General features: G+C 70.7%; 20 protein-coding genes. 16 read left to right on the forward strand and 4 right to left on the reverse strand.

Annotation, left to right across the window (positions count from 1 at the left end; genetic code table 11):
- Window positions 1-9: 9 nt before the first annotated feature.
- The gene (locus CLV71_RS10545; protein ID WP_166664029.1) at window positions 10-855 is read left to right on the forward strand and encodes an SAM-dependent methyltransferase; all 846 of its coding nucleotides are present in this window, start codon (window positions 10-12) and stop codon (window positions 853-855) included.
- Between the two features lie 40 nt (window positions 856-895).
- Here CLV71_RS10545 and CLV71_RS10550 read toward each other — a convergent pair whose 3' ends face one another.
- Window positions 896-1,720, reverse strand: a complete 825-nt coding sequence (locus tag CLV71_RS10550; RefSeq protein ID WP_243866339.1) for a PaaX family transcriptional regulator — start codon at window positions 1,718-1,720, stop codon at window positions 896-898.
- 86 nt (window positions 1,721-1,806) lie between these two features.
- On the opposite strand from CLV71_RS10550, the gene CLV71_RS10555 reads away from it, so the two are divergent.
- From CLV71_RS10555 to CLV71_RS10605, 11 genes are read left to right on the forward strand one after another with little or no spacing between them, the layout of a single operon-like run.
- Complete coding sequence (locus CLV71_RS10555) at window positions 1,807-2,982, forward strand: ABC transporter substrate-binding protein (RefSeq protein ID WP_208297493.1); 1,176 nt, start codon at window positions 1,807-1,809, stop codon at window positions 2,980-2,982.
- Window positions 2,979-3,764, forward strand: a complete 786-nt coding sequence (locus tag CLV71_RS10560; RefSeq protein WP_133902450.1) for an ABC transporter ATP-binding protein — start codon at window positions 2,979-2,981, stop codon at window positions 3,762-3,764. Before CLV71_RS10555 ends, CLV71_RS10560 begins: the two co-directional genes overlap by 4 nt.
- Entirely contained in the window at window positions 3,761-4,438 is a 678-nt protein-coding gene (locus tag CLV71_RS10565) for an ABC transporter ATP-binding protein (RefSeq protein ID WP_133902451.1), read from the forward strand. Before CLV71_RS10560 ends, CLV71_RS10565 begins: the two co-directional genes overlap by 4 nt.
- Window positions 4,428-5,279: a branched-chain amino acid ABC transporter permease gene (locus CLV71_RS10570; RefSeq protein WP_133902452.1), complete on the forward strand. Its 852-nt coding sequence runs from the start codon at window positions 4,428-4,430 to the stop codon at window positions 5,277-5,279. The genes CLV71_RS10565 and CLV71_RS10570 overlap by 11 nt, the downstream gene beginning before the upstream one ends.
- The gene (locus CLV71_RS10575) at window positions 5,276-6,220 is read left to right on the forward strand and encodes a branched-chain amino acid ABC transporter permease (protein ID WP_133902453.1); all 945 of its coding nucleotides are present in this window, start codon (window positions 5,276-5,278) and stop codon (window positions 6,218-6,220) included. Before CLV71_RS10570 ends, CLV71_RS10575 begins: the two co-directional genes overlap by 4 nt.
- The gene (locus tag CLV71_RS10580; protein ID WP_208297494.1) at window positions 6,217-7,551 is read left to right on the forward strand and encodes an alpha/beta hydrolase family protein; all 1,335 of its coding nucleotides are present in this window, start codon (window positions 6,217-6,219) and stop codon (window positions 7,549-7,551) included. The genes CLV71_RS10575 and CLV71_RS10580 overlap by 4 nt, the downstream gene beginning before the upstream one ends.
- Window positions 7,552-7,562: 11 nt before the next feature.
- Complete coding sequence (locus tag CLV71_RS10585) at window positions 7,563-8,471, forward strand: SDR family oxidoreductase (RefSeq protein ID WP_133902454.1); 909 nt, start codon at window positions 7,563-7,565, stop codon at window positions 8,469-8,471.
- A complete protein-coding gene (locus CLV71_RS10590) occupies window positions 8,468-9,343 on the forward strand; it encodes an amidohydrolase family protein (protein WP_133902455.1) in 876 nt (291 codons plus the stop codon). The genes CLV71_RS10585 and CLV71_RS10590 overlap by 4 nt, the downstream gene beginning before the upstream one ends.
- The gene (locus CLV71_RS10595) at window positions 9,336-10,817 is read left to right on the forward strand and encodes an acyl-CoA synthetase (protein WP_133902456.1); all 1,482 of its coding nucleotides are present in this window, start codon (window positions 9,336-9,338) and stop codon (window positions 10,815-10,817) included. The genes CLV71_RS10590 and CLV71_RS10595 overlap by 8 nt, the downstream gene beginning before the upstream one ends.
- Window positions 10,814-11,266, forward strand: a complete 453-nt coding sequence (locus CLV71_RS10600; RefSeq protein ID WP_133902457.1) for a MaoC family dehydratase — start codon at window positions 10,814-10,816, stop codon at window positions 11,264-11,266. Before CLV71_RS10595 ends, CLV71_RS10600 begins: the two co-directional genes overlap by 4 nt.
- Window positions 11,267-11,322: 56 nt before the next feature.
- Window positions 11,323-12,297, forward strand: coding sequence for an SPFH domain-containing protein (locus tag CLV71_RS10605; RefSeq protein ID WP_133902458.1), 975 nt, complete (start codon window positions 11,323-11,325; stop codon window positions 12,295-12,297).
- A 30-nt stretch (window positions 12,298-12,327) separates the two neighbouring features.
- Here CLV71_RS10605 and CLV71_RS10610 read toward each other — a convergent pair whose 3' ends face one another.
- Window positions 12,328-14,802: an FAD-dependent oxidoreductase gene (locus CLV71_RS10610; protein ID WP_208297495.1), complete on the reverse strand. Its 2,475-nt coding sequence runs from the start codon at window positions 14,800-14,802 to the stop codon at window positions 12,328-12,330.
- Window positions 14,803-14,887: 85 nt separating this feature from the next.
- On the opposite strand from CLV71_RS10610, the gene CLV71_RS10615 reads away from it, so the two are divergent.
- Entirely contained in the window at window positions 14,888-17,509 is a 2,622-nt protein-coding gene (locus CLV71_RS10615; RefSeq protein ID WP_133902459.1) for a hypothetical protein, read from the forward strand.
- Window positions 17,510-17,515: 6 nt separating this feature from the next.
- Here the strand turns inward: CLV71_RS10615 and CLV71_RS10620 are convergent, their stop codons facing one another.
- Together CLV71_RS10620 and CLV71_RS10625 are read right to left on the reverse strand one after the other, a co-directional pair.
- Window positions 17,516-18,157, reverse strand: a complete 642-nt coding sequence (locus CLV71_RS10620) for a DUF4230 domain-containing protein (protein ID WP_133902460.1) — start codon at window positions 18,155-18,157, stop codon at window positions 17,516-17,518.
- A gap of 78 nt (window positions 18,158-18,235) precedes the next feature.
- Window positions 18,236-18,604 (reverse strand): DUF427 domain-containing protein, encoded by a 369-nt coding sequence (locus tag CLV71_RS10625; protein WP_133902461.1) that lies wholly within the window; start codon window positions 18,602-18,604, stop codon window positions 18,236-18,238.
- Window positions 18,605-18,711: 107 nt separating this feature from the next.
- On the opposite strand from CLV71_RS10625, the gene CLV71_RS10630 reads away from it, so the two are divergent.
- The 3 genes from CLV71_RS10630 to CLV71_RS10640 all read left to right on the forward strand — a co-directional run bounded on the left by CLV71_RS10630 (window position 18,712) and on the right by CLV71_RS10640 (window position 22,258).
- On the forward strand, window positions 18,712-19,803 hold the full coding sequence (locus CLV71_RS10630; RefSeq protein WP_341771509.1) for a J domain-containing protein: 1,092 nt from the start codon (window positions 18,712-18,714) through the stop codon (window positions 19,801-19,803).
- 158 nt (window positions 19,804-19,961) lie between these two features.
- On the forward strand, window positions 19,962-21,863 hold the full coding sequence (locus tag CLV71_RS10635; protein WP_133902462.1) for an ATP-binding protein: 1,902 nt from the start codon (window positions 19,962-19,964) through the stop codon (window positions 21,861-21,863).
- Window positions 21,848-22,258: a roadblock/LC7 domain-containing protein gene (locus CLV71_RS10640; RefSeq protein WP_133902463.1), complete on the forward strand. Its 411-nt coding sequence runs from the start codon at window positions 21,848-21,850 to the stop codon at window positions 22,256-22,258. Before CLV71_RS10635 ends, CLV71_RS10640 begins: the two co-directional genes overlap by 16 nt.
- The last annotated feature ends 26 nt before the right edge of the window (window positions 22,259-22,284 follow it).

Below are 22,284 nucleotides of genomic sequence, written 5' to 3' on the forward strand. Positions count from 1 at the left end.
GATCCGCCGATGACCGCAGGACCGACGTCGCCGAGCCAGGTGCCGGTCGGCGTGGACCCGAACCGCCCGAGCATCGCACGCGTGTACGGCGGTTTCCTCGGTGGCAAGGACCTGTACGAGGTCGATCGCCAGGTCATGACGAAGATCAGCGACGCGGTGCCGGAGGCGGTAGACATCGCCAGGGGCAACCGGGGTTTCCTCAACCGCGCCTGCCGCTTCCTCGTACAGACGCGGATCGACCAGTTCCTCGACTGCGGGTCCGGCCTGCCGACCGCGGAGAACACCCACCAGATCGTCCAGCGGTTCAACGACGAGGCCCGCGTGGTCTACGTCGACAACGACCCCGTGGTGCTCGCGCACGGCAGGGCGCTGCTGGAGGACAACTTCCGCGTCCGCATGGTCGGCGCGGACATCTTCCAGCCTGCCACGGTGCTGGAGAACGACGTCGTCCGAGCGAACCTCGACTTCACGCGCCCGATGGTCTTGCTGCAGGTCGGCACGATGCACCACGTCGAGGGCGACCACGCGCCGGAGATCATGCGGGAGTACGTCGACGCGCTCCCGTCCGGCAGCTACGTGGTGTTCTCGCACTTCTTCGACCCGCAGACCCCCGAGCTGTCCGCCATCGCCAGGAAGATCGAGAACGTCCTGGTGAACGGGCCGATGGGTGCCGGCCGGTTCCGCACCCGCGACGAGATCATGGGCATGCTCGACGGGCTGGAGCTGATCAAGCCCAACGCCCAGGCCGATCCCGGCCTCGCCGTGTGCGACGAGTGGTGGCAGGACGGCCCGCGCCTGACCCCGCTCAGCGACGCGGCACGCTGCATCGTCGGCGGCGTCGGCCGCAAGCCCTAGGCCGAGCCCCACCAGTGACCGCCCTCGAACGGAGGCGACGCTAGCTCTCCCGCGCGGAAGGCTCGTCCATCGGCACGGTGTCGAGCAGCTCGGCGGCGAGGGCCGCGGCAGGGCGGACGAGTTTCCCCTCGATGTCGTGGAACGCCTTCTGCGCCGGGATCGCGGGCCAGTACTCCGGCAGGTGGCGGACCGGGAGGCGCGGGTCCCTGCGGATGACGCGGAGCCACTCCGTGACGATCGACAGGTGCGCGGCCAGCGGGTCGTCGGGGAACGGCGGGGAGTCGGTCCAGCGGTCGAGGAACGCCCGGTACCCGGCAGCCAGCGTGTCCAGGTCGTACGCGTCCGCGACGAGCTGGCCCACGTCGGTCAGCTCGTCGACCGCGGCGCGGAAGATCCGGACGTGGGTCTCCAGCCCCAGCGACGCCACCAGCTCGTCGACCCGGACGTGGCCCGGGGCGATCCACAGCCCGCCCTGCAGCGGACCGAAGCCTGCCCACGCGAGCTTCGAACGCAGGTCGTGCCGCTGACGCTGCCACGCCTCCGGCAGCGAGAAACCCAGCAGTGTCCACGTGCCGTCCCAGTCGTCGTTGACGGCGCCCGTGCGCCAGACGCGGGTGTGGCCGTCGCGGAGGATCCTGGCCGTCAGCGGGGTCAGGCCGAAGTACATGCGGCGGCCCTGCCGCTGCCGCAGCAGCAGGCCGCGGTTGACCATCCGGGCGAGGGTGGAGCGGGTGGCGTGTTCGGACACGCCGAGCCTGCCGAGCACGTCGATCACGCTGCCCGAGAACACGCACTGACCTGTCTCGAACAGGTAGTCGCCCAGGAACGAGAGCATCAGCGACCGCGGCCGGGGGTCTTCCGTCACGGGGATGATGTTAGGCAGTTTCTTGACGGCTGCAAGCATGACGCCTAACTTTGGGTGCGGCCTGGCAGCACGTACGAGGAGGTACGGTGCGTCGACTCGCTATGTCCCTTGCAGCTCTTTCCCTTGTCGCGGCGGGTTGTGGTGACGATTCCGCGACGTCGGCCGACCCCGTCCGCGTCGGCCAGATCGTGTCGCTGACCGGCAACTACTCCCCGCTCGGCAGTGAGAACAAGAAGTCGGTGGAGCTCGCCGTCGAGAAGGTCAACCGTGACGGCGGGGTGCTCGGCCGCAAGCTCGAGGTCGTGGTCAAGGACGACAAGAGCCAGCCGGACCAGTCGGTGCTGGCGTTCAACGACCTGCGCGGCGACGACGTCACGGCGGTCATCGGGTCGCCGTTCTCGAACTCCGCGCTGGCCACGATCCCGGCCGTCGACCGCGCGGAAATCCCTTACCTGTCACTGACTCCGGCCGACGAGCAGGTGCAACCCCCGCACCGGTACGTGTTCGTGGTGCCGGCCCTGGCGTCGCTCTACGCCGAGCGGATCCTGCAGTACCTCGAGGCAACCGGAGTGTCCACTGTGGCCGTCGCGCACGACACGCGCAGCTCGTACGCGGTCGCCGGCTTCAACGGCATGAAGGACAAGGCGTCGAAGTACGGCGTGACGATCGCGGCGTCGGAGGAGTTCCAGACCGACGCGACCGAGTTCGGCGCGGTGTTCGGACACGTGCGGTCCTCCGGTGCGAAAGCCCTGGTGGTGTGGGCGACCGGCGCGCCGGCGGTGGCGCTGACCAAGCAGTACGCGTCCGCGGGGCTCGACCTTCCGCTGGTGCTCACGGGTGCGCAGGCCAGCAAGCTGTTCCTGGACCCAGTCGGCCCCGCCGCCGAGGGCGTGACGGTGGCCGGCTCGATCGGCGTGGTCGGCCCGGACCTCCCGGCGGGCAAACAGAAGGACGCCATCCAGGAGCTGACCACGTCGTTCGAGAAGAAGTACGGCTACCCGCCGCCACAGTTCGCGCAGGACGGCTACAGCGGGGTGAAGCTGCTGGTCGCGGCCATCGAGAAGGCGGGAAGCACCGACCCGGACAAGATCCGCGACGCCCTGGAGAGCCTGACGCTGGTCACGCCCAACGGCGAGTACACCTACGGCAAGGACGACCACGCCGGGCTCGGCCCCGAGTTCATCGCGGTCACCACCGTCACCCAGGGCAGGTTCGAGCCGACCGACTGGACCAGCGAGCAGCTGGCCGAGCTGGCCGGATGAGCACAGCGAGCGGTTCGACGCTGCTCGAGGTGGCCGGGCTGTGCCGTTCGTTCGACGGGGTCTTCGCCGTGCGTGAGGTCGATCTGGCCGTCGCGCCCGGCGAGCTGCGGGCCGTCATCGGGCCCAACGGCGCCGGGAAGTCGACGCTGTTCGGCCTCATCGGCGGGCAGCTCCGCGCGGACGCGGGCACGGTCGTCTACGACGGCGACCGCATCGACCGCCTCCCTGCCCACCGCCGGGCCCGCACGGGGATCGCCGTGGTGTTCCAGGGCGCACGGGTGTTCGCGGGCATGACCGTGCTGGAGAACGTGATGGTCGGCGCGCACGCCGACACCCGTGCGGGGTTCTTCTCGGCCGTGACCCGCCTCGGCCGCCACCGCGCCGACGAGCGGGCCATAGCGCCGACGGCGCGGGAATGCCTGGCCAGGACGGGGCTCTCGGACTGGGCGGACCGGCCTGCCGAGGCACTGCCGCTCGGGCAGCAGCGGGTGGTCCAGGTGGCCAGGGCCCTGTGCGGGAACCCGAGGCTCCTGCTGCTCGACGAGCCCGCGTCCGGCCTGCGCGCGGCGGAACGCGAGGCCCTGGTGAACCTGATCGCCGAACTCAGGGCGGAGGGCCTCACGATGCTGCTGGTCGAGCACGACGTGGCGTTCGTGACCCGCCTCGCCGACCGGGTCACCGTGCTGGACCTCGGCCGGGTCATCGCGGAGGGCACCCCCGCCGAGATCCGCGCCGACGAGAAGGTCGTGGCCGCCTACCTCGGTACGGAGGTCCCCGCATGACCCCGGTGATCGAGGCGAGCGACCTCGTCGTGCGCTACGGGCCCGCCACCGCGCTGGACCACGTCAGCCTGCGGGTCGACGCCGGCGAGCTGGTCGCGCTCGTCGGCCCCAACGGCGCCGGCAAGTCCACGCTGGTCAACACGCTCTCGGGCATCCTCAGGCCTGCGGAGGGTTCCGTCTCGGTGCACGGTCGGCTCGCGCACGTCCCCGAGGGCAGGCAGCTGTTCGGCGACCTCACCGTCGAGGACAACCTGCGCCTCGGCGGCCGGCGCTACCGGGAGCGCGACACCGCACCCGTGCACGCCGTCCTCCCCCGGCTCGCCGACCTCAGGCACCGGCGGGCCGGCACGCTGTCCGGCGGCGAGCAGCAGATGGTCGCGGTCGGCAGGGCACTGATGAGCCGCCCCGACGTGCTCGCCGTCGACGAGCTGTCGCTGGGCCTCGCGCCACTCGTGGTGGCCGACCTGGTCGAGCACCTCCGGGAGCTGAACGCGCGGCGCGGGCTGGCGGTCCTGCTCATCGAGCAGAACGCGCGGCTGGCGCTCGACCTGTGCTCCCGCGCGTATGTCCTGGAGGCGGGCCGCATCGTCGCAACCGGCCCCTCGGGGGAACTCGCCGCCGACGCACGGGTTTCCGCCGCGTACCTGGGTGGGGTGGTCGCCGATGCCGAGTGACCTCGCCGGCTACCTCGTCACCGGGCTGGGCACGGGCTGCGGGTACGCGCTCGTCGGCAGCGGGCTCGTGGCCGTGTACCGGGTGACGCGGGTGGTCAACTTCGCGCAGGGGGCGTTCGCGGTCGTCGGCGCCATGTGCGCGTCCTCGTTCCTCACCGTCCTGCCGCACGGACTCGGGGAGCCCGCGGCGGTGCTCGTCGCGGCGGTGGTGGGGTTGCTGGTCGGGCTCGTCGCGACCGGCACGACCCCGCAGGCGGCGCTGATCGTGACGCTCGGGCTCGCGGTCTTCGCCTACGCGGTCGAGGTGCTGGTGTGGGGTGACCAGCCGAGGTCGTTCGCGGGGCTGCCGGGGGCGGTGTCCATCCTGGGCACCCGGGTGCAGACCCACTACCTGCTGATCATCGGCGTGACGCTGCCGGTGTTCGCGGGCATGGCGGCGTTCTTCTCCCGCACGGACACCGGCAAGGCGCTGACCGCCTGCGCGTCGAACCCCTACGCGGCACGGGTGATCGGCCTCGACGTGCGGCGGATGGGCCTGCTGGCGTTCGCCATCGGCGGCGCGCTCGGCGGTCTCGCCGGGGTCCTCGTGACGCCGGTGCAGCAGGTCACGTTCGACGCGGACGTCACGCTGATCGTCAACGGCTTCGCCGCCGCCATCCTCGGGGGCCTGACCCGCCCGGCCGTCACCCTCGCAGGCGGTCTCCTGCTCGGTGTGACGCAGGCACTGGTCGCGGGCTACGGCAACGCCGCGCACCAGACCGACATCGCGCTCGGTCTCATGCTCGCCGTGATGATCTGGCGTGCGGTCCGCAACCCGGCGGGACAGGAGGAACCCGCATGAGATCGGCACTCCTGGTGCTCGCCGGGGTGGGCACCCTTGTGCTGCCGGTGTTCCTCGACGGCGAACAGCTCGGCATCTACGTCCTCGCCGGGCTCGCCGCCATGGTCACCGTCGGTCTGTCGCTGCTCATGGGGCAGGCCGGGCAGATCTCGCTCGGACAGGCGTCGTTCTACGCGATCGGCGCCTACACCGCCGGGCTTCTCGCCGTGCACGACACGCCGCCGGTCCTCGGCCTGGTCGCCGCGCCGGTGGTCGCGGGCGCGTTCGCGACCGTCGTGGGCGTGGGTGTGCTGCGGCTGCGGGGCCACTACCTCGCGTTCGCCACGCTCGCCACGCAGCTCATCCTGCTCTCCGTGCTCTCGCAGTCCGCGTGGGCGGGCGGCGCCATCGGCCTGCAGGGCATCCCCCGCTTCTCGATCGGCTCGTACGAGTTCGAGGACGACGTCCAGTACGCCTACCTCACGTGGGCCGCGCTCGCGCTCGTCCTGCTCGTCGCCCACAACCTGGTGCGGTCGCGGCCGGGGCGGGGACTGCGCGCACTCGCGACCAGCGAGGTCGCGGCCGCCGCGAGTGGTGTGCCCGTAGGCCGGTACCGGCTCGCCGTGTTCGCCCTGTCGGCCGCGTTCGCGGGTCTCGCGGGCGGGATCTACGCCTACTACCTGGGCTACCTGGGCCCGGGGTCGTTCCCGGTGCTGCTGTCGGTCGAGTACGTCGTGATGGCGGTCGTCGGCGGGCTCGGCACGATCGCGGGCGGTGTGGTCGGCGCTGTCGCCATCACGCTGCTCGTCCAGGTGCTCAACGACGTCGGCACCCGACCGGGTATGCCCTCCTCCGCACCGACCGTCCTGGCCTACGGGGTCTACGGACTGCTGCTCGTGCTCGTCGTCCTGTTCCTACCGCGTGGCATCGTGCCCGCACTCCGGCGAAGGGAGCGATCGTGAAAACCCTGCTCGCGGTCACCCTCGTGGCCGGCCTGCTCACCCCGACCGCGGCTGAACCGTCCCATGTGGAGGGACAGCTGCCCAGTGGCGCGGCCTACGTCATGGACGTGCCCGCGGACTGGAACCACACGGTTCTGCTGTACAGCCACGGCTACGCCCCGGACGGCGTGCCGAACGTGGCCCAGAACGCGCCGAGCGACGCGACGAGGTCGACGCTGCTCGACCACGGCTACGCCCTGATCGGCTCCTCCTACGCGGAGACCGGGTGGGCACTGGAGAAGGCGCTGCCCGACCAGATGTCCACACTGGACGAGTTCGTCCGCCGCTTCGGCAGCCCTCGGCAGGCGATCGCCTGGGGCACGTCGCTCGGCGGCATGATCACGACCGGCCTCGCCGAACGGCACGGCCGCCGGTTCGCGGGCGCGCTCGCCATGTGCGGCCTGGAACAGGGCGGCGTCGCCAACTGGAACAACACGCTCGACCCGGTGTTCGCGGTGAGGACCCTGCTGGCACCGGGTTCGACCGCGCCGCTGGTCGATCTTCCCGACCAGGCCACGGCTCTCGGGTCGGTCGGCGAGCTGAGCGCGGCGCTCACCGCGGCCCAGGCCACGCCGCAGGGCCGTGCCCGCACGGCACTCGCCGCCGCACTGCACAACATCCCGGCCTGGACCGACCCGTCGCTGCCGGAACCGGCACCGGACGACTACGACACCGCCCAACGCAACCAGTACCAGTCGCTGATCGGCACCGTCTACGTCGGACTGTCCTGGCGGCAGGAGGCCGAGACGTGGGCGGGCGGCAACCCGTCCTGGAACACCGGCGTCGACTACACGGGCATGCTCGCCCGCTCGTCGGTCCGCACCGAGGTCGAGGTGCTCTACGCCCGCGCGGGCCTGTCCCTCGCCGCCGACCTCGCGACGCTCGCACACGCACCCCGACTCTCGGCCGACCCGGCCGCCGTGGGGTACGTGGTCCAGAACCTGACGTTCACCGGCAGGCCGGAGACCCCGCTGCTGACCATCCACACGACCGGCGACGCGCTCGTGCCGGTGCAGGCCGAGCACGCGTACGCCGACGCGGTGCACAGGTCGGGTCGGGACCCGTTGCTGCGTCAGGCCTTCGTGCGCCGAGGCGGCCACTGTTCGTTCACGGCCGGGGAGATGCTCGCGGCACTGGAGGCGGTCCAGCACCGGGCGAACACCGGGTTCTGGCCCGACACAGGCCCGAACGCGTTGAACGCCGCGGCACGACGGCTCGACCCGGACGCCACGCACGCCTACCTCGCCTACCGGCCCGCGCCCTACCCCAGGCCGTTCGACCTGGCCCGCTGAGAGGAGAGACGGTGGATCTGACCGGACGGGTCGCGATCGTCACCGGGGCAGGCCGAGGACTCGGCTTCGCGTACGCGTCGGCACTCGCCGCGGCCGGTGCGGCCGTCGTGGTGAACGACGCCGACGCGGGTGCCGCAGCGGGTGCCGTCGCCCAGATCGCGGGCAGCGGCGGGAAGGCCGTCGCCGAGCCGGGTGCGGTCGGCCCGTCGGCCGTCGCGGACCGGCTGGTCGAGCGGGCCGTCGCGGAGTACGGCAGGCTCGACGCACTCGTCACCAACGCGGGCGTGCTGCGGGACCGTATGCTGTGGCGGATGTCCGACGACGAGTTCGACACCGTGGTCGACGTGCACCTGCGCGGCACGTTCACCTGCGTGCGCTCGGCCGTGCGCCACCTGCGTGACCAGGGCGAGGGCGGACGGATCGTCGTCGTCGGCTCGCCTGCCGGGCAACGCGGCAACGTCGGCCAGACCAACTACTCCGCGGCCAAGGCAGGCATAGTCGCCATGGCCCGTACGTGGTCGATGGAGTGCGCACGGGCGGGCATCACGGTGAACGCGGTGATCCCGGTCGCCGCCACCGCCATGACCGCGACCATGCCCGCGTTCGCAGAGCACGTCGAGGCGTGGCAGAAGGACCGAACACCGCTACCCGACTGGCTGCGTGCGGCCGAGGGCTTCGGTACACCGGAGGACGCGGCCGGGCTCGTGGTGTACCTGGCGTCGGCCGAGTCGGCGGCCGTGACCGGGCAGGCGATCGGCATCGGCGGCGACAGGCTTTCCCTGTGGGCACATCCGGAGGAGGTCACCGTGTCCTATCGAGACGGTGGGTGGAGCGCGGACGCCATCGCCGCGACCTGGGCGACGACACACGGCGGCAACCCGAGGTCGGTCGGCCTGCGAATGCCGGTGCCGCCGGCATGAACGTCGAGGAGCTGACCGCGATCGACGTGCACGTCCACGTCGAGGCCGACGCATATGGCCGTCTGTCGCTGCCGGAGGAGCTGATGAGCGGCTCCGCGAAGTACTTCAAGACCGACGAACGCACCTCGACCGTGCCGGAGATCGCCGCGTACTACCGGGAACGGCGGATGGCGGCCGTGGTGTTCACCGTCGACGCGCAGACCGCGACGGGCCACCCGGCCATCTCCAGCGAGGAGATCGCCGAGGCGTGCGCGGAGCACACGGACGTGCTGATCCCGTTCGGCAGCGTGGACCCGTGGCGTGGCAAGGCGGCGGTCAAACAGGCACGGACGCTGATCGAGCGGTACGGCGTGCGCGGTTTCAAGTTCCACCCGAGCCTGCAGGCGTTCCACCCCAACAACCCGTTCGTGTTCCCGCTGTACGAGCTGATGTCCGAGCACGGCGTGATCGCGTTGTTCCACAGTGGACAGACCGGTATCGGCGCCGGGCTACGCGGTGGCGGCGGGATCCGGCTCAAGTACGCCGACCCGATGGCCGTGGACGACGTGGCGGCGAGCTTCCCGGACCTGCCGATCATCCTCGCGCACCCCTCCTTCCCCTGGCAGGACGAGGCTCTGGCCGTGGCGACGCACAAACCGCTGGTGCACATCGACCTCTCCGGCTGGTCACCCAGGTACTTCCCCCCACAGCTGGTCCAGTACGCCAACACGTTGCTGAAGGACAAGGTGCTGTTCGGCTCGGACTTCCCCGTCATCAAACCGGACCGCTGGCTCGCGGACTTCGCGAGGCTGGACCTGAAGCCGGAGGTGCGCCCACTGATCCTCAGGGACAACGCGGCGCGCCTGTTCAAGCTGGGCGGAACCGTTGCGTAACAACGGCATCGGCTCGTGGACCGCCCGCAGGGCCAGGATGTCGCCCGACCGCGTCGCGGTCGTGCACGGCAACGAGACGCTGACCTACCGGATGCTGCACGAGCGGGCGACCCGCGTGGCGCACGCGCTGACCGCGCTGGGTGTGGGCGGCGGTGACCGGATCGCCTACCTCGGCCCGAACGAGCCCGCGTTCCTGGAGACCCTGTTCGGCACCGGGATGATCGGCGGGATCTTCGTGCCGCTCAACACCCGCCTGGCGCCACCGGAACTGGCGTACATCCTCGCGGACAGCGGCACGAAGGTGCTCGTGCACGCCCCGAGCCACGCGGAACGGGCCGCGGCGCTCCAGGTGCCGCGCGTGCTCGACAGGGAGACCTACGAGCGGCTCCTGGCCGAGGCACCCACCACGCCGGTCGACGAGCCGGTGGACGAGGACGACGTCGCGCTGGTCATGTACACCTCCGGCACCACGGGCCGGCCGAAGGGCGCGGCGCTCTCGCACGCCAACATCCACTGGAACACGGTGAACCTGCTGATCGACGTCGACCTCGCGGGCGACGAGGTGACGCTGGTGAACGCGCCGATGTTCCACGTGGCCGCGCTCAACCAGACAGTGCTGCCAACACTTCTCAAGGGCGGCAGGGTAGTCCTGGACTCGTTCGACCCGGTTCGCACGCTGGCCACGATCGCGCACCACCGCGTCACGTACCTGTTCGGCGTGCCTGCGATGTTCCAGGCGGTCGCGGCCACGCCGGAGTGGCGGGACGCGGACCTGTCCTCGGTCCGCACGATGATCTGCGGCGGCGCACCGGTGCCTGGCCGGGTGACCACGACGTACCAGGAACGCGGCATGGTGTTCCTGCAGGGCTACGGGCTGACGGAGTCGTCGCCGAGCGCGTTGTTCCTGCGTGCGGCGGAGAGCGACCGGGTCGGGTCGGCGGGCACGCCGTGCTTCTTCACCGACGTCCGGATCGTCGACGCGGACGGCGAGGACGTGCGCCCTGGCGAGCCGGGCGAGGTGATCCTGCGGGGTCCCAACGTGATGACGGGTTACTGGGGCAAGCCGGACGAGACGGCCGCGGTGCTGTCGCCGGACGGCTGGCTGCGCACCGGTGACGTCGCGGTCGCCGACGAGGAGGGGTTCCTCTACATCCGTGACCGGATCAAGGACGTGATCATCTCCGGCGGCGAGAACATCTACCCGGCCGAGGTGGAGGACGTGCTGCACCGGCACCCCGCCGTCACGGACTGCGCGGTGATCGGCGTCGCGGACGAGCGGTGGGGCGAGGTGGGCCGCGCGATCGTGGTGGCGAAGGAGAAAGTCACACCCGAGGAGTTGCTGACGTTCCTCGACGGGCAGATAGCCAGGTACAAGATCCCGAGGTCGGTGGTGTTCGCGGACACACTGCCGCGCACGGCGTCGGGCAAGCTGCGCAAGAGCACACTGCGCGAGGACTTCGGGGAGAACACGTGAAGGTGCGGGGAATCGCGGAGCTGGGCGGACTGGCGGGCACGACGCTCGGCCCGACCGAGTGGCACGAGGTGACACAGGAGCAGGTGAACCTGTTCGCCGCCGCGACGGGCGACCACCAGTGGATCCACACCGACCCGTCGCGCGCCGCGGAAGGCCCTTTCGGCGGCACCATCGCACACGGCTACCTGACGCTGGCACTGATCATTCCACTGTGGACCGAGATGCTGGTGATCGAGGACATCGGGATGGGCGTGAACTACGGCCTCAACAAGCTCCGCTTCCCCACCCCGGTCCCGGTGGACGGCAGGATCAGGCTCACCGCGCACATCGCGGAGGCCACCCGGCTCGACGAGAACAGCGTCCAACTGACCGTCGACTTCACGATGGGGTTGGAAGGCAGCGAGAAACCAGCCGTGGCAGCGCAGGCGCTGTACCGCTATCTGGCCTGACCTTCAACGGAACCCTCCACTGCCCGGCGGTAGTCGTCGCACGGACCATCCTCGTCATGTCCCGCTTGCGTACGATCCTGGTGTCCGCCACCGCGTTCGCGGTCGCACTGCCCGCGTTCATCGGCTGGGTCGGCGGCTACATGAAGACCGACGCGGGCGAGGTGGCCGTGGTGCGCAACGGCGGTCTGTTCGACGACAACCAGATCCGGCAGATCATCGACCCGGGATCGTCACTGACGTGGACCGGCTTCTGGTCGACCTCGCACCGGTATCCCGCGCAGCAACGCTTCTACACCATCGCCGCGAGCGGCGACACGCACAACGGCGAGCGCGCCGGGGTCGACGTGGTGACCGTGCCGTCCAGTGACGGGGTGAACATGGGCATGGAGGGCACGTTCTACTTCACGCTCAACCTCGACCACCGCACGTTGCGGGACTTCGACAGCAAGTTCGGCACCAGGACGTTCCGCGGCGCCGACGGGGAGTTCCGCCACGCGTGGGACGGCGACATCGGCTGGTCCAGCTTCCTCGACCAGATCGTGCGCCCGGTCATCGACAACGCCATCCGCGAACAGGTCAACAGCACGCGCTGCGTGGAACTGGTGTCCAGCTGCGCGCTGGTACAGAACCAGGTCGGTGCGGCGTCACCCCCGCCGGTGTCCGGTCAGCCGAACAACGCGAACATCGCCAAGGTGCAGAACGCGATCACCGGCTCGGTACGCGACGACCTGCGCCGCAACCTCGGCGCCGACTTCCTCGTCGACATCAAGTTCATCCTCGCCAAGGTGACGCTGCCGCAGCCGGTGCAGCAGGCGGTCGACAACGCCCAGGCCGCCTACGCCCAGGTCAGCGAGTCCCAGGCGAGGGCGACGCAGGCACAGGCTCAAGCGCAGGCCAACCGGGAACGGCAACGCGGCTACGACGTCTGCCCGGCGTGCGCACAGATCGACATCATGAAGGCGATCCCGACGAACGTCACGGTGTACGCACCGGGCGCGGGCGCGGCGGTACCGCTCACCCCGACCCGCTAGGTCCGCGTTCCCGGGCGTGCACTGCGTCCTTCAGCGCATCGCGAGGCCGTCGAACACGGCGCGGCCCAGTGTGGTCGAGTGTGCGCAGACCACGATGCCGACGTCCTGGGTGGCGCTGGCGGACGGGACGTCGGCCGCGCCCACCTGGCGCCACGTCGTGCCACCGCCGAGGCTGACCGCGCCGGTGAAGCGGCTGCCTGCCTTGCCCAGCCGCAGCCGGGCGGGGTAGGTGGTCGGCTGCTCGAGTCGTGCGACCGAGTCCAGCGTGCCGTCCCGGTCCGCGTCCCACAGCAGCAGGAAACCGTTGCCCGGCTTCGCGACGAGCGCCACGTAACCCGTCCCGTCCGCGTTGCGGAAGACGATGCCCGCTCGGGCGTTCGGGTCGGTCGCGTCCTGGGACACGAGCGTCATCTCGGCCGACGTGGACGTCACCGCCCGACGCAGGATCGCGCCGTACTCGTCGATGCCCGTCCACAGGTCCCGGCCGCCCGCGAGGATCGCGAGCCGGGTGCCGCGCTGGCCGAAGTACGCCTCGGTCGTCTTCGCCGTGACCAGGGGCGCGCCGACCGGTTCGGCCACGGCCACCGTCCTGGTCGCGGTTGACCTCACCTCCGCGCCCGCGACCGTGTACGTGGCCGTCGCGGCCAGGGATGCCCTTGCCAGCAGGTCCGGCGGGAGGGCAGCGGTCACCATCCAGTTGCCGGCGAACGCCTCCCCCGCGCCGAGCGTCGGGGTGGTGCGTGGTCCGGGTGTCGCCGTCCAGTTCGTCGGGAGGGTCAACGCCAGGGACACGTTCGTGACCGGCACGCCCTCCCGGTTGGCCACCGTGGCCGTGACGGGGAAGGGCGTTCCCGGCGCGGGCGCGGCCGGTGCGTCCAGCGTCACGGGGCCGCTGCCCGGCGGCCAGGTCAGGACCATGCCGTCCGCGAGAAGGCCCCGCCGCAGCGCCGGGTAGTCGACATCCTGCACGGCCGCGCCGGACTCGAGCGCCAGGTGCGCCGCGCTCGCCGCCGCATGCCCGAGCAGCATGAACACCGGCTCCATCCGCACCGACCCGAAGGCGATGTGCGACGCGGACAACGCCACCGGCACGACCAGGTTCGCGCACTCGCCACGTGCGGGCACGATGGCCCGGTAGGAGATGCCGTACGGACCGGCGGGCGCCACCTGCACGTCGCCCTCGTTGCGGGCCGCGCCGTTGACGACCACGCGGGCGCAGTTGTGCGAGTCCATGTTGTACGAGGCCAACCCGACCGGGTCCGACGCGACGCGGGCGCCTCGGCAGTCGTGCTCGGTGACCACGTAGTCGCCGACCATCCGGCGGCCCTCGCGGATGTACAGCTCATGTGGCCAGCCGCCGGTCTCCGGGAACTCGTCCGCCGGCAGGCCCCACGCGCTCACCTCGGCACGGATCGCCTGCGGCACAGCGGGATCGTTGGCCAGGTAGTACAGCATGCCCTGCTGGTAGGTGACATGGTCCTGGAAGATCCGTTCCCGCGTCGCGTAGTCGCCCGCCGGCCAGTCGTAGTTGCGGCCGATGTTGTCCGTGCTCACCGCGCCGTTGTTGTTGAGGTCGGTCTTGCCGTTCGGCATGGGGGTGTTGAGCCGCATGGCATCCCACACCCCGGCCGCGAGGTAGCGGCGGAGCAGCTCGTAGCGGGCGGGGTCGTAGCCGGGCGGGCGCGGGAACGAGCGGCGGTCGGCCGCCTTCGTGAGGCACACGCGGAAGTTGAACGCCTGGATTCGGTGGTCGCCCTGTCCCGGCGTGCCGGGTGCGTCGGGTTGGACGCCGGGCAGCAGGCCGCTCGCCGGGTCGCCCGGTGTGCGGTAGGGGTCGATCACGCGCTGGAACTGGTGTCCGGTACGGAACTGCGCGCCGTTGAGCGTCTCGCCGTAGGTCGCGTTGCCCTCGCGGCCTACCGTGTTGGTGACGCCCGCGGCTGCCATGAGGTCGCCCTCGTAGCTGGCGTCGACGTAGACGCCCGCGCGGAACACCGTGCCGTTCTCGGTGCGCAGGGCCGTGATGCGACCCCCTGTGATATCCACTGTGGACAGTGGGTGCTCGCGGTGGACGCCGACGCCCTCCTCGGCCACCCACGCGTCGAACACGGCCTCCGCGACGTGCGGCTCGAACGCGAACGACTCCGTGCTGCCGTAGTGCGCGCCCACCCGGCGGTAGAACTCCCGTGACAGGCCACCGATCGCGTCGGCGCGCCCGGCGTCGGTAGCACCGAGCCCGGAGGACGTCAGGCCGCCGAGGTGCCTGCCGAACGCCACGAGCACCACCGACCGACCGTGTCGCGCGGCCCGCACCGCGGCCGTCACACCGGCCGAAGTGCCGCCGTAGACACAGATGTCGCTGCGCACCTCACCCGGCGCGCGTGGCACCGGGTGGTGGTAGCGGAGTCCACCGGGCGCCGCGGCGGACGTGCCGCCGGTCGCCGACAACAGAGCGGAGACACCGGCGCCGACGAGCAGGACCCTGCGGGAGACCTCACTGTCCACCCGATCACGTTAACCCGCTGGACAAAACATGGACAACCGCTAACGGGACGCCGTCACGCACCGACGGCGGAACCGAAGGGGGATCATGCCCAGAACCGGTGACCCGGCGTCCCACGCGAGCGCGGCGGTGCTGCCCAAGGCACGTCCGTGGTCGTGGTGGTTCGCCTTCCTGTTGTCCGTACTGGCCTGCGCCGGCCTGATCGGCGGCCCGTACGTGCTGGCGACCAGGGGACAGCCCGCACCGGCGACGGTGTCCACGACGGTCACCTGGGTCGTGCTGCAACCCGCGCTGTTGGTGCTCTCACTGCTGCTCGCCATGTACTCCTACGGCCGCGCCCGCCTCGAGGGCAACGCGTTGCGTGGACTGCACGTCGACGTCGCCGAGTTCGCCGACGGACGCGCGGGCCCGACCCCGTCGGCCCGAGAGCTGACCGCGACGTTCACCCGCAAGCTGACCGACTCCCGGATCTACAGCCCGACCGCGCTGCCGGGCGCCGCGGCCTCCTACGACTTCCTCCAGGTGGTGGAGAGTGCCGGTGAGGCGGCGCCGACCGGGTGGTGGCGGGTCATCATGCGAACGTTGCGGCTGCTGCGGGCACCCGCCGCGTACCGCGTCACCGGCACGGTGGTCGCGGCCGACCGGCCGAGGCTCGTCGTCGAGCTGACCCGCCTGCCCCGCTTCGCCGCCACACCACTGGTGATCGAGGACGACAGCTGGGACCGCGTGCTGGAACACGCCGCGAACTCGGTGGCGGCACAGATCTTCCCACGCAGCAAGATCTGCAAGAAGCGTCCACAGTGGGCGGACTGGTGGGGTTACGCCTTCCCCACCGACCTGTTCGACGCCTACCAGCGCGCACACCAGTTCCAGACCGCCCGCCGGTTCGACCAGGCACTAGCCGAGTTCTACCGTGCGCTGCGCCACGACCCCACGAACGTCTACATCAGGCTGGAGATCGCCCAGCTGCAGGAACGCCTGAGCATGCACCTGGACGCGCTGGTCACCTACGACGACGTCATCACGATCTGCAGCCGGGGCGACGAGGCACTGGCGGGCTGGTGGAACGGTCCCGACTTCGGCGAGGAGCGGTCACGCGCCCAGCGGCACCGCAACGTCGCCCTGATGGTCGCGAGGTACCGCCACGCCATGATGCTCGGCCACGGCGACCTCATCGCCCAGCAGTGGTGGCTGCGGCACAACGAGTGCGGGCACGACCAGCACTGGGACGCCCGGCAGCGCCAACGGGGCTACCTCCGCGCACTGGCCGCGCGCAGGCTGGACCGGTACGCCCGCGACGTCACCGCCATCCGGGAGGGTCACGTGCCCCGTCCGGACAGCGGGATCCTGTCCGGCGAGTGGGCAGGCGACCTGCCGAGGAAGGAGGCGGAGGCCAGGGCGGCGGCGCTGCGCCTGTTCCTGTGCACGCTCGGGCAGTACGAGTTCGAGCGCCTGATCGACGACTACCCCGGTCTCTCCTGGCGGATCCGCCGTCTGGCAAGGACGAGTTCCGTCGAGCTGGTCACCATGCGCGGCCTGCGGACGTCACTGATCTGGGCCGTGCTACGCAGGGCCATGGCGCAGGCGGAGGCAGGCGAGCCCGTCGGATACCAGCCGGTCTGGCAGCACGCACGCGAACCCCGCTCGCTCACCGGGCTGCTCGCCGAGTGGCCGGTGTCGGAGAAGCGGCTGCGGCAGTCGATCAGCACGGTGGTCCCCCGGCTCGGCCGCGCGATCTGGCACGAGCACTACAACGTGGCCTGCATCTGCGCGGTCGCCCTCCTGTCGGCACGGCAGCACGCGGGTGAGTCCGAGACCGGCATGCGCAAGCTCGCCATCAGCCACCTGTACCGCGCGGCGGCAGGCAGCCACAGCGGCTACCTCGCGCTACGCCGGCCGTGGCTGCTGTACGAGGACCCGGATCTCGTCGCCATCCGGGGCACCCCGGAGTTCCAGAACTTCGAGATGATCACGTTCTCACCGGCACGGCAGGTGCCGTTGCGCCCTCGGCGAACGCACGTGTGGGAGCTGGTCTCCTACCAGATGCAGCTGATCTCCGGCATCGCACGCGAGATGCGCGCGACCTGGTTCGCCAGGGGCCGGTGCGCCGAGGCACCGGCGGCCGGACCTGGCCCGACACCCTGGTACACCCTCGAGGAACGGGCCTGGCGGCAGATCGTGCGGCTGGCCGTGAGCCATCGCGACTGGCGGACGCGCCAGAAGGCGGCACGGTTCCTCGCCGTGGAGTTCGGCCTGCCGGCCTTCACGCAGGAACGGCTGTACTCCACCTACGCCAACGCGCTCGGCGAGGACGCACTGCGGCTGCGGCGCGCGGGCTGGACCAACCCCAGCCACACGATCAACGAGATCGCGGAGGAGTACATCGCCTTCTGCAACTCGCGGATGACCCATCTCGCCCGCACGCTGCACCAGCTCGACCGGCACGGCGGGACCGACAGGTGCGCCAACGCCCACGGTGCGGTCGGGGGCATGAGGATCACCGGTTCGGCGCTTCTCGCGGGCCTGGACGGGGACCTCGGGTCGCCTCGCGCGGTGCGCAGGCTCTGTGCGCACCGCGCGGCGCTGTGGGGTGCGCTGGCGGACCTGTTCGACGACGACCTCGAAGGCGCCTCCGCCGACGAACGCCGCGCCGCGTTCCAGTCCGCGCTGCGCCGTCCGGGAGTCATCACGCGACTCACGAACGGGTGAGACGCACTACGCCGTGTCCGCCTCCGGGAACTCCGCCTTGTAGCCCAGCGACGTGAACATGCCGGTCAGCATCTGCTGGAGGTTGCGCTCCGCCCGCTTGGTCAGACCGGCCTCCTTCGCGGCGTCGCCGATCTTCTTCTCCGCCAGGACGTACAGTTCGCGCTGGTCGGGCGGGTTGAACAACGAGGAGACCGCATCCCACACGCCGCGGTCCTGCGCGTACACGTACGTGTGCTCCTGGTCGAGGTTCGTCTTCGCCAGCTTTGGCTCGGGGAGCCTGACCTGCACGGTCTTCTTCTCCTCGTCGACCGTCAGCGCCTTGTCGGACAGCGTCCCGAGGTCGATGTAGGCGCTCACCGTGCCGCGCGCCACGAACAACGTGTGACTACCGGCGATGGAGTCCGGCACCCAGGCGACGTCGTGTTCCAGGTCCACGATCACCTGGAAGTCGCCCTCCGCGCCGTGGTACTGGCTCAGGTCGCGCACCGACTGCAGCAGCGCGGGGCCGCTGCGGTCCTTGGTCTCCGTGGAGAACGGATTCAGGTTGGGCACCTTGCTGACCAGCCACAGCAACGCCACGATGACCACCAGCACGACCGCCACCACGCGGCCGATCCTCCACAGTGGACTGAGCGTCCGATCGGACATGACTACCTCCCACCGCCGAGTTCGCACTTTCGGATTACCCCCGAAGGTGCGAACTCAACCGCGATGGGAGGTTCGTCGTCACTCCTCGCCGATGGTCACCTTGTTGGCGTAGAAGGCGACGTGACCTGCGATGTCGGCCACCGCCGGGTACGGCTCGCGGTAGGTCCAGATCGCGTCCGTGACCTCACCCGCGCCCGTGACCAGCGAGTAGTACGAAGCGTCACCCTTGAAGGGACAGTACGTGGTCGTGTCGGAGTCCTTCAGCAGCGCCTGGTCGACATCGGCGAGCGGGATGTAGGGCACGACCGGGTAGTCCGCCTCACGCAGCGCCAGCGCGGCGGTGGTGTCGGCGACGACCTGGTCACCCACCCGGACCACGACCCGCGCCGGGTGCTTCTCGACGGTGATCGGGTGGTCGGGGCCAGGCGTCTTGATCTCGCGGGACATTTGTGCACCTCTCGTGAACGGTCCTACACCAGTGTCAAGTCGCGGGCAGCGCGCGATGTTCCCGACCGACGCCCTAACCTGTCACGGCGCGGCATGGGAGAACGGCGGTGTTGGTGCGCGGGATCGACTACTACGAGCTACTGGGTGTGACACGCGAGGCGTCTCCTGACGAGATCAGATCCGCCTACCGCGCGCTCGCCAAGGCCATGCACCCGGACACGGGCGGCACCGCGGGCGCGTTCCGGCTCCTCCGCGAGGCCTACGAGACCCTCACCGACCCCGAACGCCGCGGGCAGTACGACCGGGCCGAAACTTCCGAAGCCCGTGACCGTCACCGAAACCACCGCGACACGGACCGCGACTTCCCGGCACGGCCGAGGAAGGCCCGCCCGAGCACACCGCACGAGCCGACGGTGCCGGTGCTCCGGCCGGACACCATCCCGTGGTGGGACGAGGTTCGCGAGGAGCGCCGGGTCACGTTGGTGCCGGTCACCGGGCCGGGCCAGGCCGTCGCGCTCGGGACGGCCGGCTGCGCGGCAGCGCTCGTGCTGCTGCTCGCGCTCGTCGGCGCACCGCCGTTGGTCGTCATCCTCGTATTGCTGTCCGGAGTGGCCGCCACCGTCGGGGTCGGCCGGCGACACCTTGCGGCACAACGGATCGACCGGGCGTTCACCGAGGAGTTCGGTGACCGCACGGTGTTCGGCCGACCGGGCACCGAGGACGACGAACTGGCCGAGCGGCTCACCGCCGACCTGGTCAAACGTTACCTGGCACGGATTCCCGGCCTCCGCGTCTGCCACGGGCTCGCCACCGAGGAGGGCTCGGTGTTCGCCGACCTGGACCACGCGGTGCTGTGCGGGCGCAGGCTCGTGCTGGTCCAGTCCGAGCTCTGGCTACCCGGCCACTACGAGGTCGACGAGGACGGCGAGATCCTCCGCAACGGGCACCGTTTCCGGGGCGGGACGCTTCGCCTCCCGGAGCATCTCGCCGCGTATCGGGCACTTCTCCCGGACGTCGAGCTCCGCGGCGTGCTGCTGATCTACCCGAGCCGAGCAGGGGAGATCACCGTGGGCGACGGGATCGCTCACACACCGGAGCGGTTCGTGGTGGAGGTCGGCGGTTGGCTCGCCGCCGAATCGTCCACTGTGGACCGTGAAATCTTCCGGATTCTGTTGCGGCAGGTCACGGCGCCGCGCTGAGCTGCCAAGATCATTTCGAGCCCTCATGTGCAAGTCGCACTAGGACGTTTGCGGTAGCATCCTCTCCGCCATCCGGACGGTGACGTCGTTCCCTGCCGTCCTCACTCCACCGGAAGGACGCGATGTCTGATGCGCCAACCCCACCCTGGGGAGTCAGGGTGGAGCACGACGTACGGAACGAATACGCGGACGGCATAGAGCGCCTCCAGACAAGACTTCTGCACATCGGCCTGTTCCTGCTCACCGTGGTCATGATCGGTGGCGGGGCCGGTGTGCTGATGGTGGTCACCCGGGACTCGAACGCCGTCGGCGTCTCGATCGCCGTGGTGGCGGGCTGTGCTGTCGCGGTGCTCGTGGCGTTCCTGGCGGCCATGTCGGCCACCCGGCGGCTCACGCCGCTGGCCAGGGCCGCACAGCGGCCACTCGCCCCGCCGAGACCGGCACCCGTGCCGCGGCCGGAGTACGTGGCACCGCAACCCGAGGTGCTCCAACAGGAGCCGCCCCGGCAGGAGCCACCGCGCCCGGAACCGCCGAGGCCGGAAGGGTCGCGGATCGAGGCGTCACCGTTGTGGGCGCGGCCGGGCGAGTCGCAGGTCACCCTCACCGACGACCCCGGGCAGCGGCGCGAGGTGTTCGTCAAGCTGGCGCGACGCCTGCAGTCGCTCATCAACCGTGCCATCAAACGGATCGACGAGCTGGAGCAGGAGAACGAGGACCCCGAGCTCCTCGACGGTCTCTACGAGATCGACCACCTCTTCACCCTCGCGCGGCGACAGGGCGAGAACCTCGCGGTCCTTGGCGGCGAGTCGCCACAGCGCCGGTCGAACAAGCCGGTCAGCGTGTACGCCGTGCTGCTCGCCGCGGTGTCCGAGGCAGAGCACTACCGCCAGATCGCGATCGTGCCGGTCGAGGAGGTGGAGATCCACGGCCACGCGGTCGCGGAGATCATCCACCTGCTGGCCGAGCTGCTGGAGAACGCGACCCGCTTCACCTCACCGGACGGCCCCAAGGTCGAGGTGCGTGCGCACAAGGTCACCGCGGGCCTCGCGATCGAGGTGCAGGACCGGGGGCTCGGCATGAGCCACGAGGACCTGGAGCGCATCAACCAGCTGCTCGACGGCTCGACCCGCATCGACCTGTCCGAGCTGCTCGAGGACGGCCGCATCGGCCTCGCCGTCGTGCGGGAGCTGGCGCGGCGGCACAACATCCGGGTTCGCCTGCAGTCCAACATCTTCGGGGGCATCGCGGCGGCCGTCGTCATCCCGCCGCCGCTGCTCAGCACGCCGGAGCGGGAGCCACGCCACCGCACGACCGGCGAGTACCAGCGCCAGACGACGCTCCCGAAGCGCGGCGTGGACGAGACCTCCAGGCGCGGCACGGAATCGGCCGCACGGGCACGGGGCACGGACACGTCTGGACGGCTCACCCCCGCCGTCGCCGAGAACGGGCACCAGGCCGAACGGACCCGTGTGACAACGGAACCGGCCATCGCGGCCCCGTCGGCCACGAGGCAAGCGGTTGCCCCGACCCGCGCGGCCACCGACTCGGCCGCGGAATCCGGCAGGGCATCCGTATCGGGATCCGGAGCCGAGCGGTCGTCGGTCTCCGCCAACCCGCAGGCACCCGGCGACTACTCCGGTCCCATCCAGGTGCCCGCGCCACTGCCGATTCCCACGGCCTCCGTGCAGGCACCGCCGTCGGTGCCCGGCCTCGGCCCGATCCGCCCGGCACAGCCCGCCCGTCGCGCCGAGAGCGAGGACGAGCTCCCGGCTCTGCCGGTTCGCGCGCCCGGCCGCTCCTACGACGAACTGCGCGGCGGCAAGGGGGGTGCGATCAGCGAGGCGATGTCCCCGGAGCCGGAAACCGAGGGGCCGCCGCCACTTCCGCAGCGGCGAGGCAGCCACCTGCGTGAGGAGCTGCTCGAGCCGCCCGCACCGACCCGGCCGGTACCCGGCCACAACACCAGCCTCATGAAGACCTTCCAGGCGGGCCGGGAAACCTGGTTCGCCGACCGGGACAACGCGAAGAAGAGCAGAGGAGACTCATGGCCGACGACCTGAACTGGCTGCTGCGCAGGCTGGTTGAGGCCGTACCCGACACGCACAGCGCGTTGCTGTTGTCGGTCGACGGCATTCCGAAGTACTGGTACGGCCTCGATATCGACAACGCCGACCGGCTCGCGGCACTCGCCTCGAGCATGTGCTCGCTCGCCAACCAAGTCGGCAAGAAGTTCTCCGCCGACGGCTCCGACGGCGTGCGGCAGGTGATCACCGAGCTCAACGAGATCATCCTGTTCGTCACGGCCGCCAGTGCGGGCAGTGTGCTCGCCGTCCTCGCCGCCCGCGAGGTCGACGCCGGGATCCTGAGCTACGAGATGCAGCGGTTGTGCACGCAGGTGCCCGCCGTCCTGGTGACACCGACCCGATATGCACACCAGGGCAATGGAACTCGGTGACGATGACTGGTCCGGGCGAGAACACT

It is taken from the genome of Actinophytocola oryzae (assembly GCF_004364325.1).
Taxonomy (GTDB): domain Bacteria; phylum Actinomycetota; class Actinomycetes; order Mycobacteriales; family Pseudonocardiaceae; genus Actinophytocola; species Actinophytocola oryzae.

Coding starts and splice junctions, on each gene's coding strand:
- CLV71_RS10615 (WP_133902459.1), top strand. CDS start 14,888: ATGCCCAGAACCGGTGACCCGGCGTCCCACGCGAGCGCGGCGGTGCTG.
- CLV71_RS10620 (WP_133902460.1), bottom strand. CDS start 18,157: ATGTCCGATCGGACGCTCAGTCCACTGTGGAGGATCGGCCGCGTGGTG.
- CLV71_RS10625 (WP_133902461.1), bottom strand. CDS start 18,604: ATGTCCCGCGAGATCAAGACGCCTGGCCCCGACCACCCGATCACCGTC.
- CLV71_RS10590 (WP_133902455.1), top strand. CDS start 8,468: ATGAACGTCGAGGAGCTGACCGCGATCGACGTGCACGTCCACGTCGAG.
- CLV71_RS10640 (WP_133902463.1), top strand. CDS start 21,848: ATGGCCGACGACCTGAACTGGCTGCTGCGCAGGCTGGTTGAGGCCGTA.
- CLV71_RS10560 (WP_133902450.1), top strand. CDS start 2,979: ATGAGCACAGCGAGCGGTTCGACGCTGCTCGAGGTGGCCGGGCTGTGC.
- CLV71_RS10565 (WP_133902451.1), top strand. CDS start 3,761: ATGACCCCGGTGATCGAGGCGAGCGACCTCGTCGTGCGCTACGGGCCC.
- CLV71_RS10575 (WP_133902453.1), top strand. CDS start 5,276: ATGAGATCGGCACTCCTGGTGCTCGCCGGGGTGGGCACCCTTGTGCTG.
- CLV71_RS10545 (WP_166664029.1), top strand. CDS start 10: ATGACCGCAGGACCGACGTCGCCGAGCCAGGTGCCGGTCGGCGTGGAC.
- CLV71_RS10570 (WP_133902452.1), top strand. CDS start 4,428: ATGCCGAGTGACCTCGCCGGCTACCTCGTCACCGGGCTGGGCACGGGC.
- CLV71_RS10605 (WP_133902458.1), top strand. CDS start 11,323: ATGTCCCGCTTGCGTACGATCCTGGTGTCCGCCACCGCGTTCGCGGTC.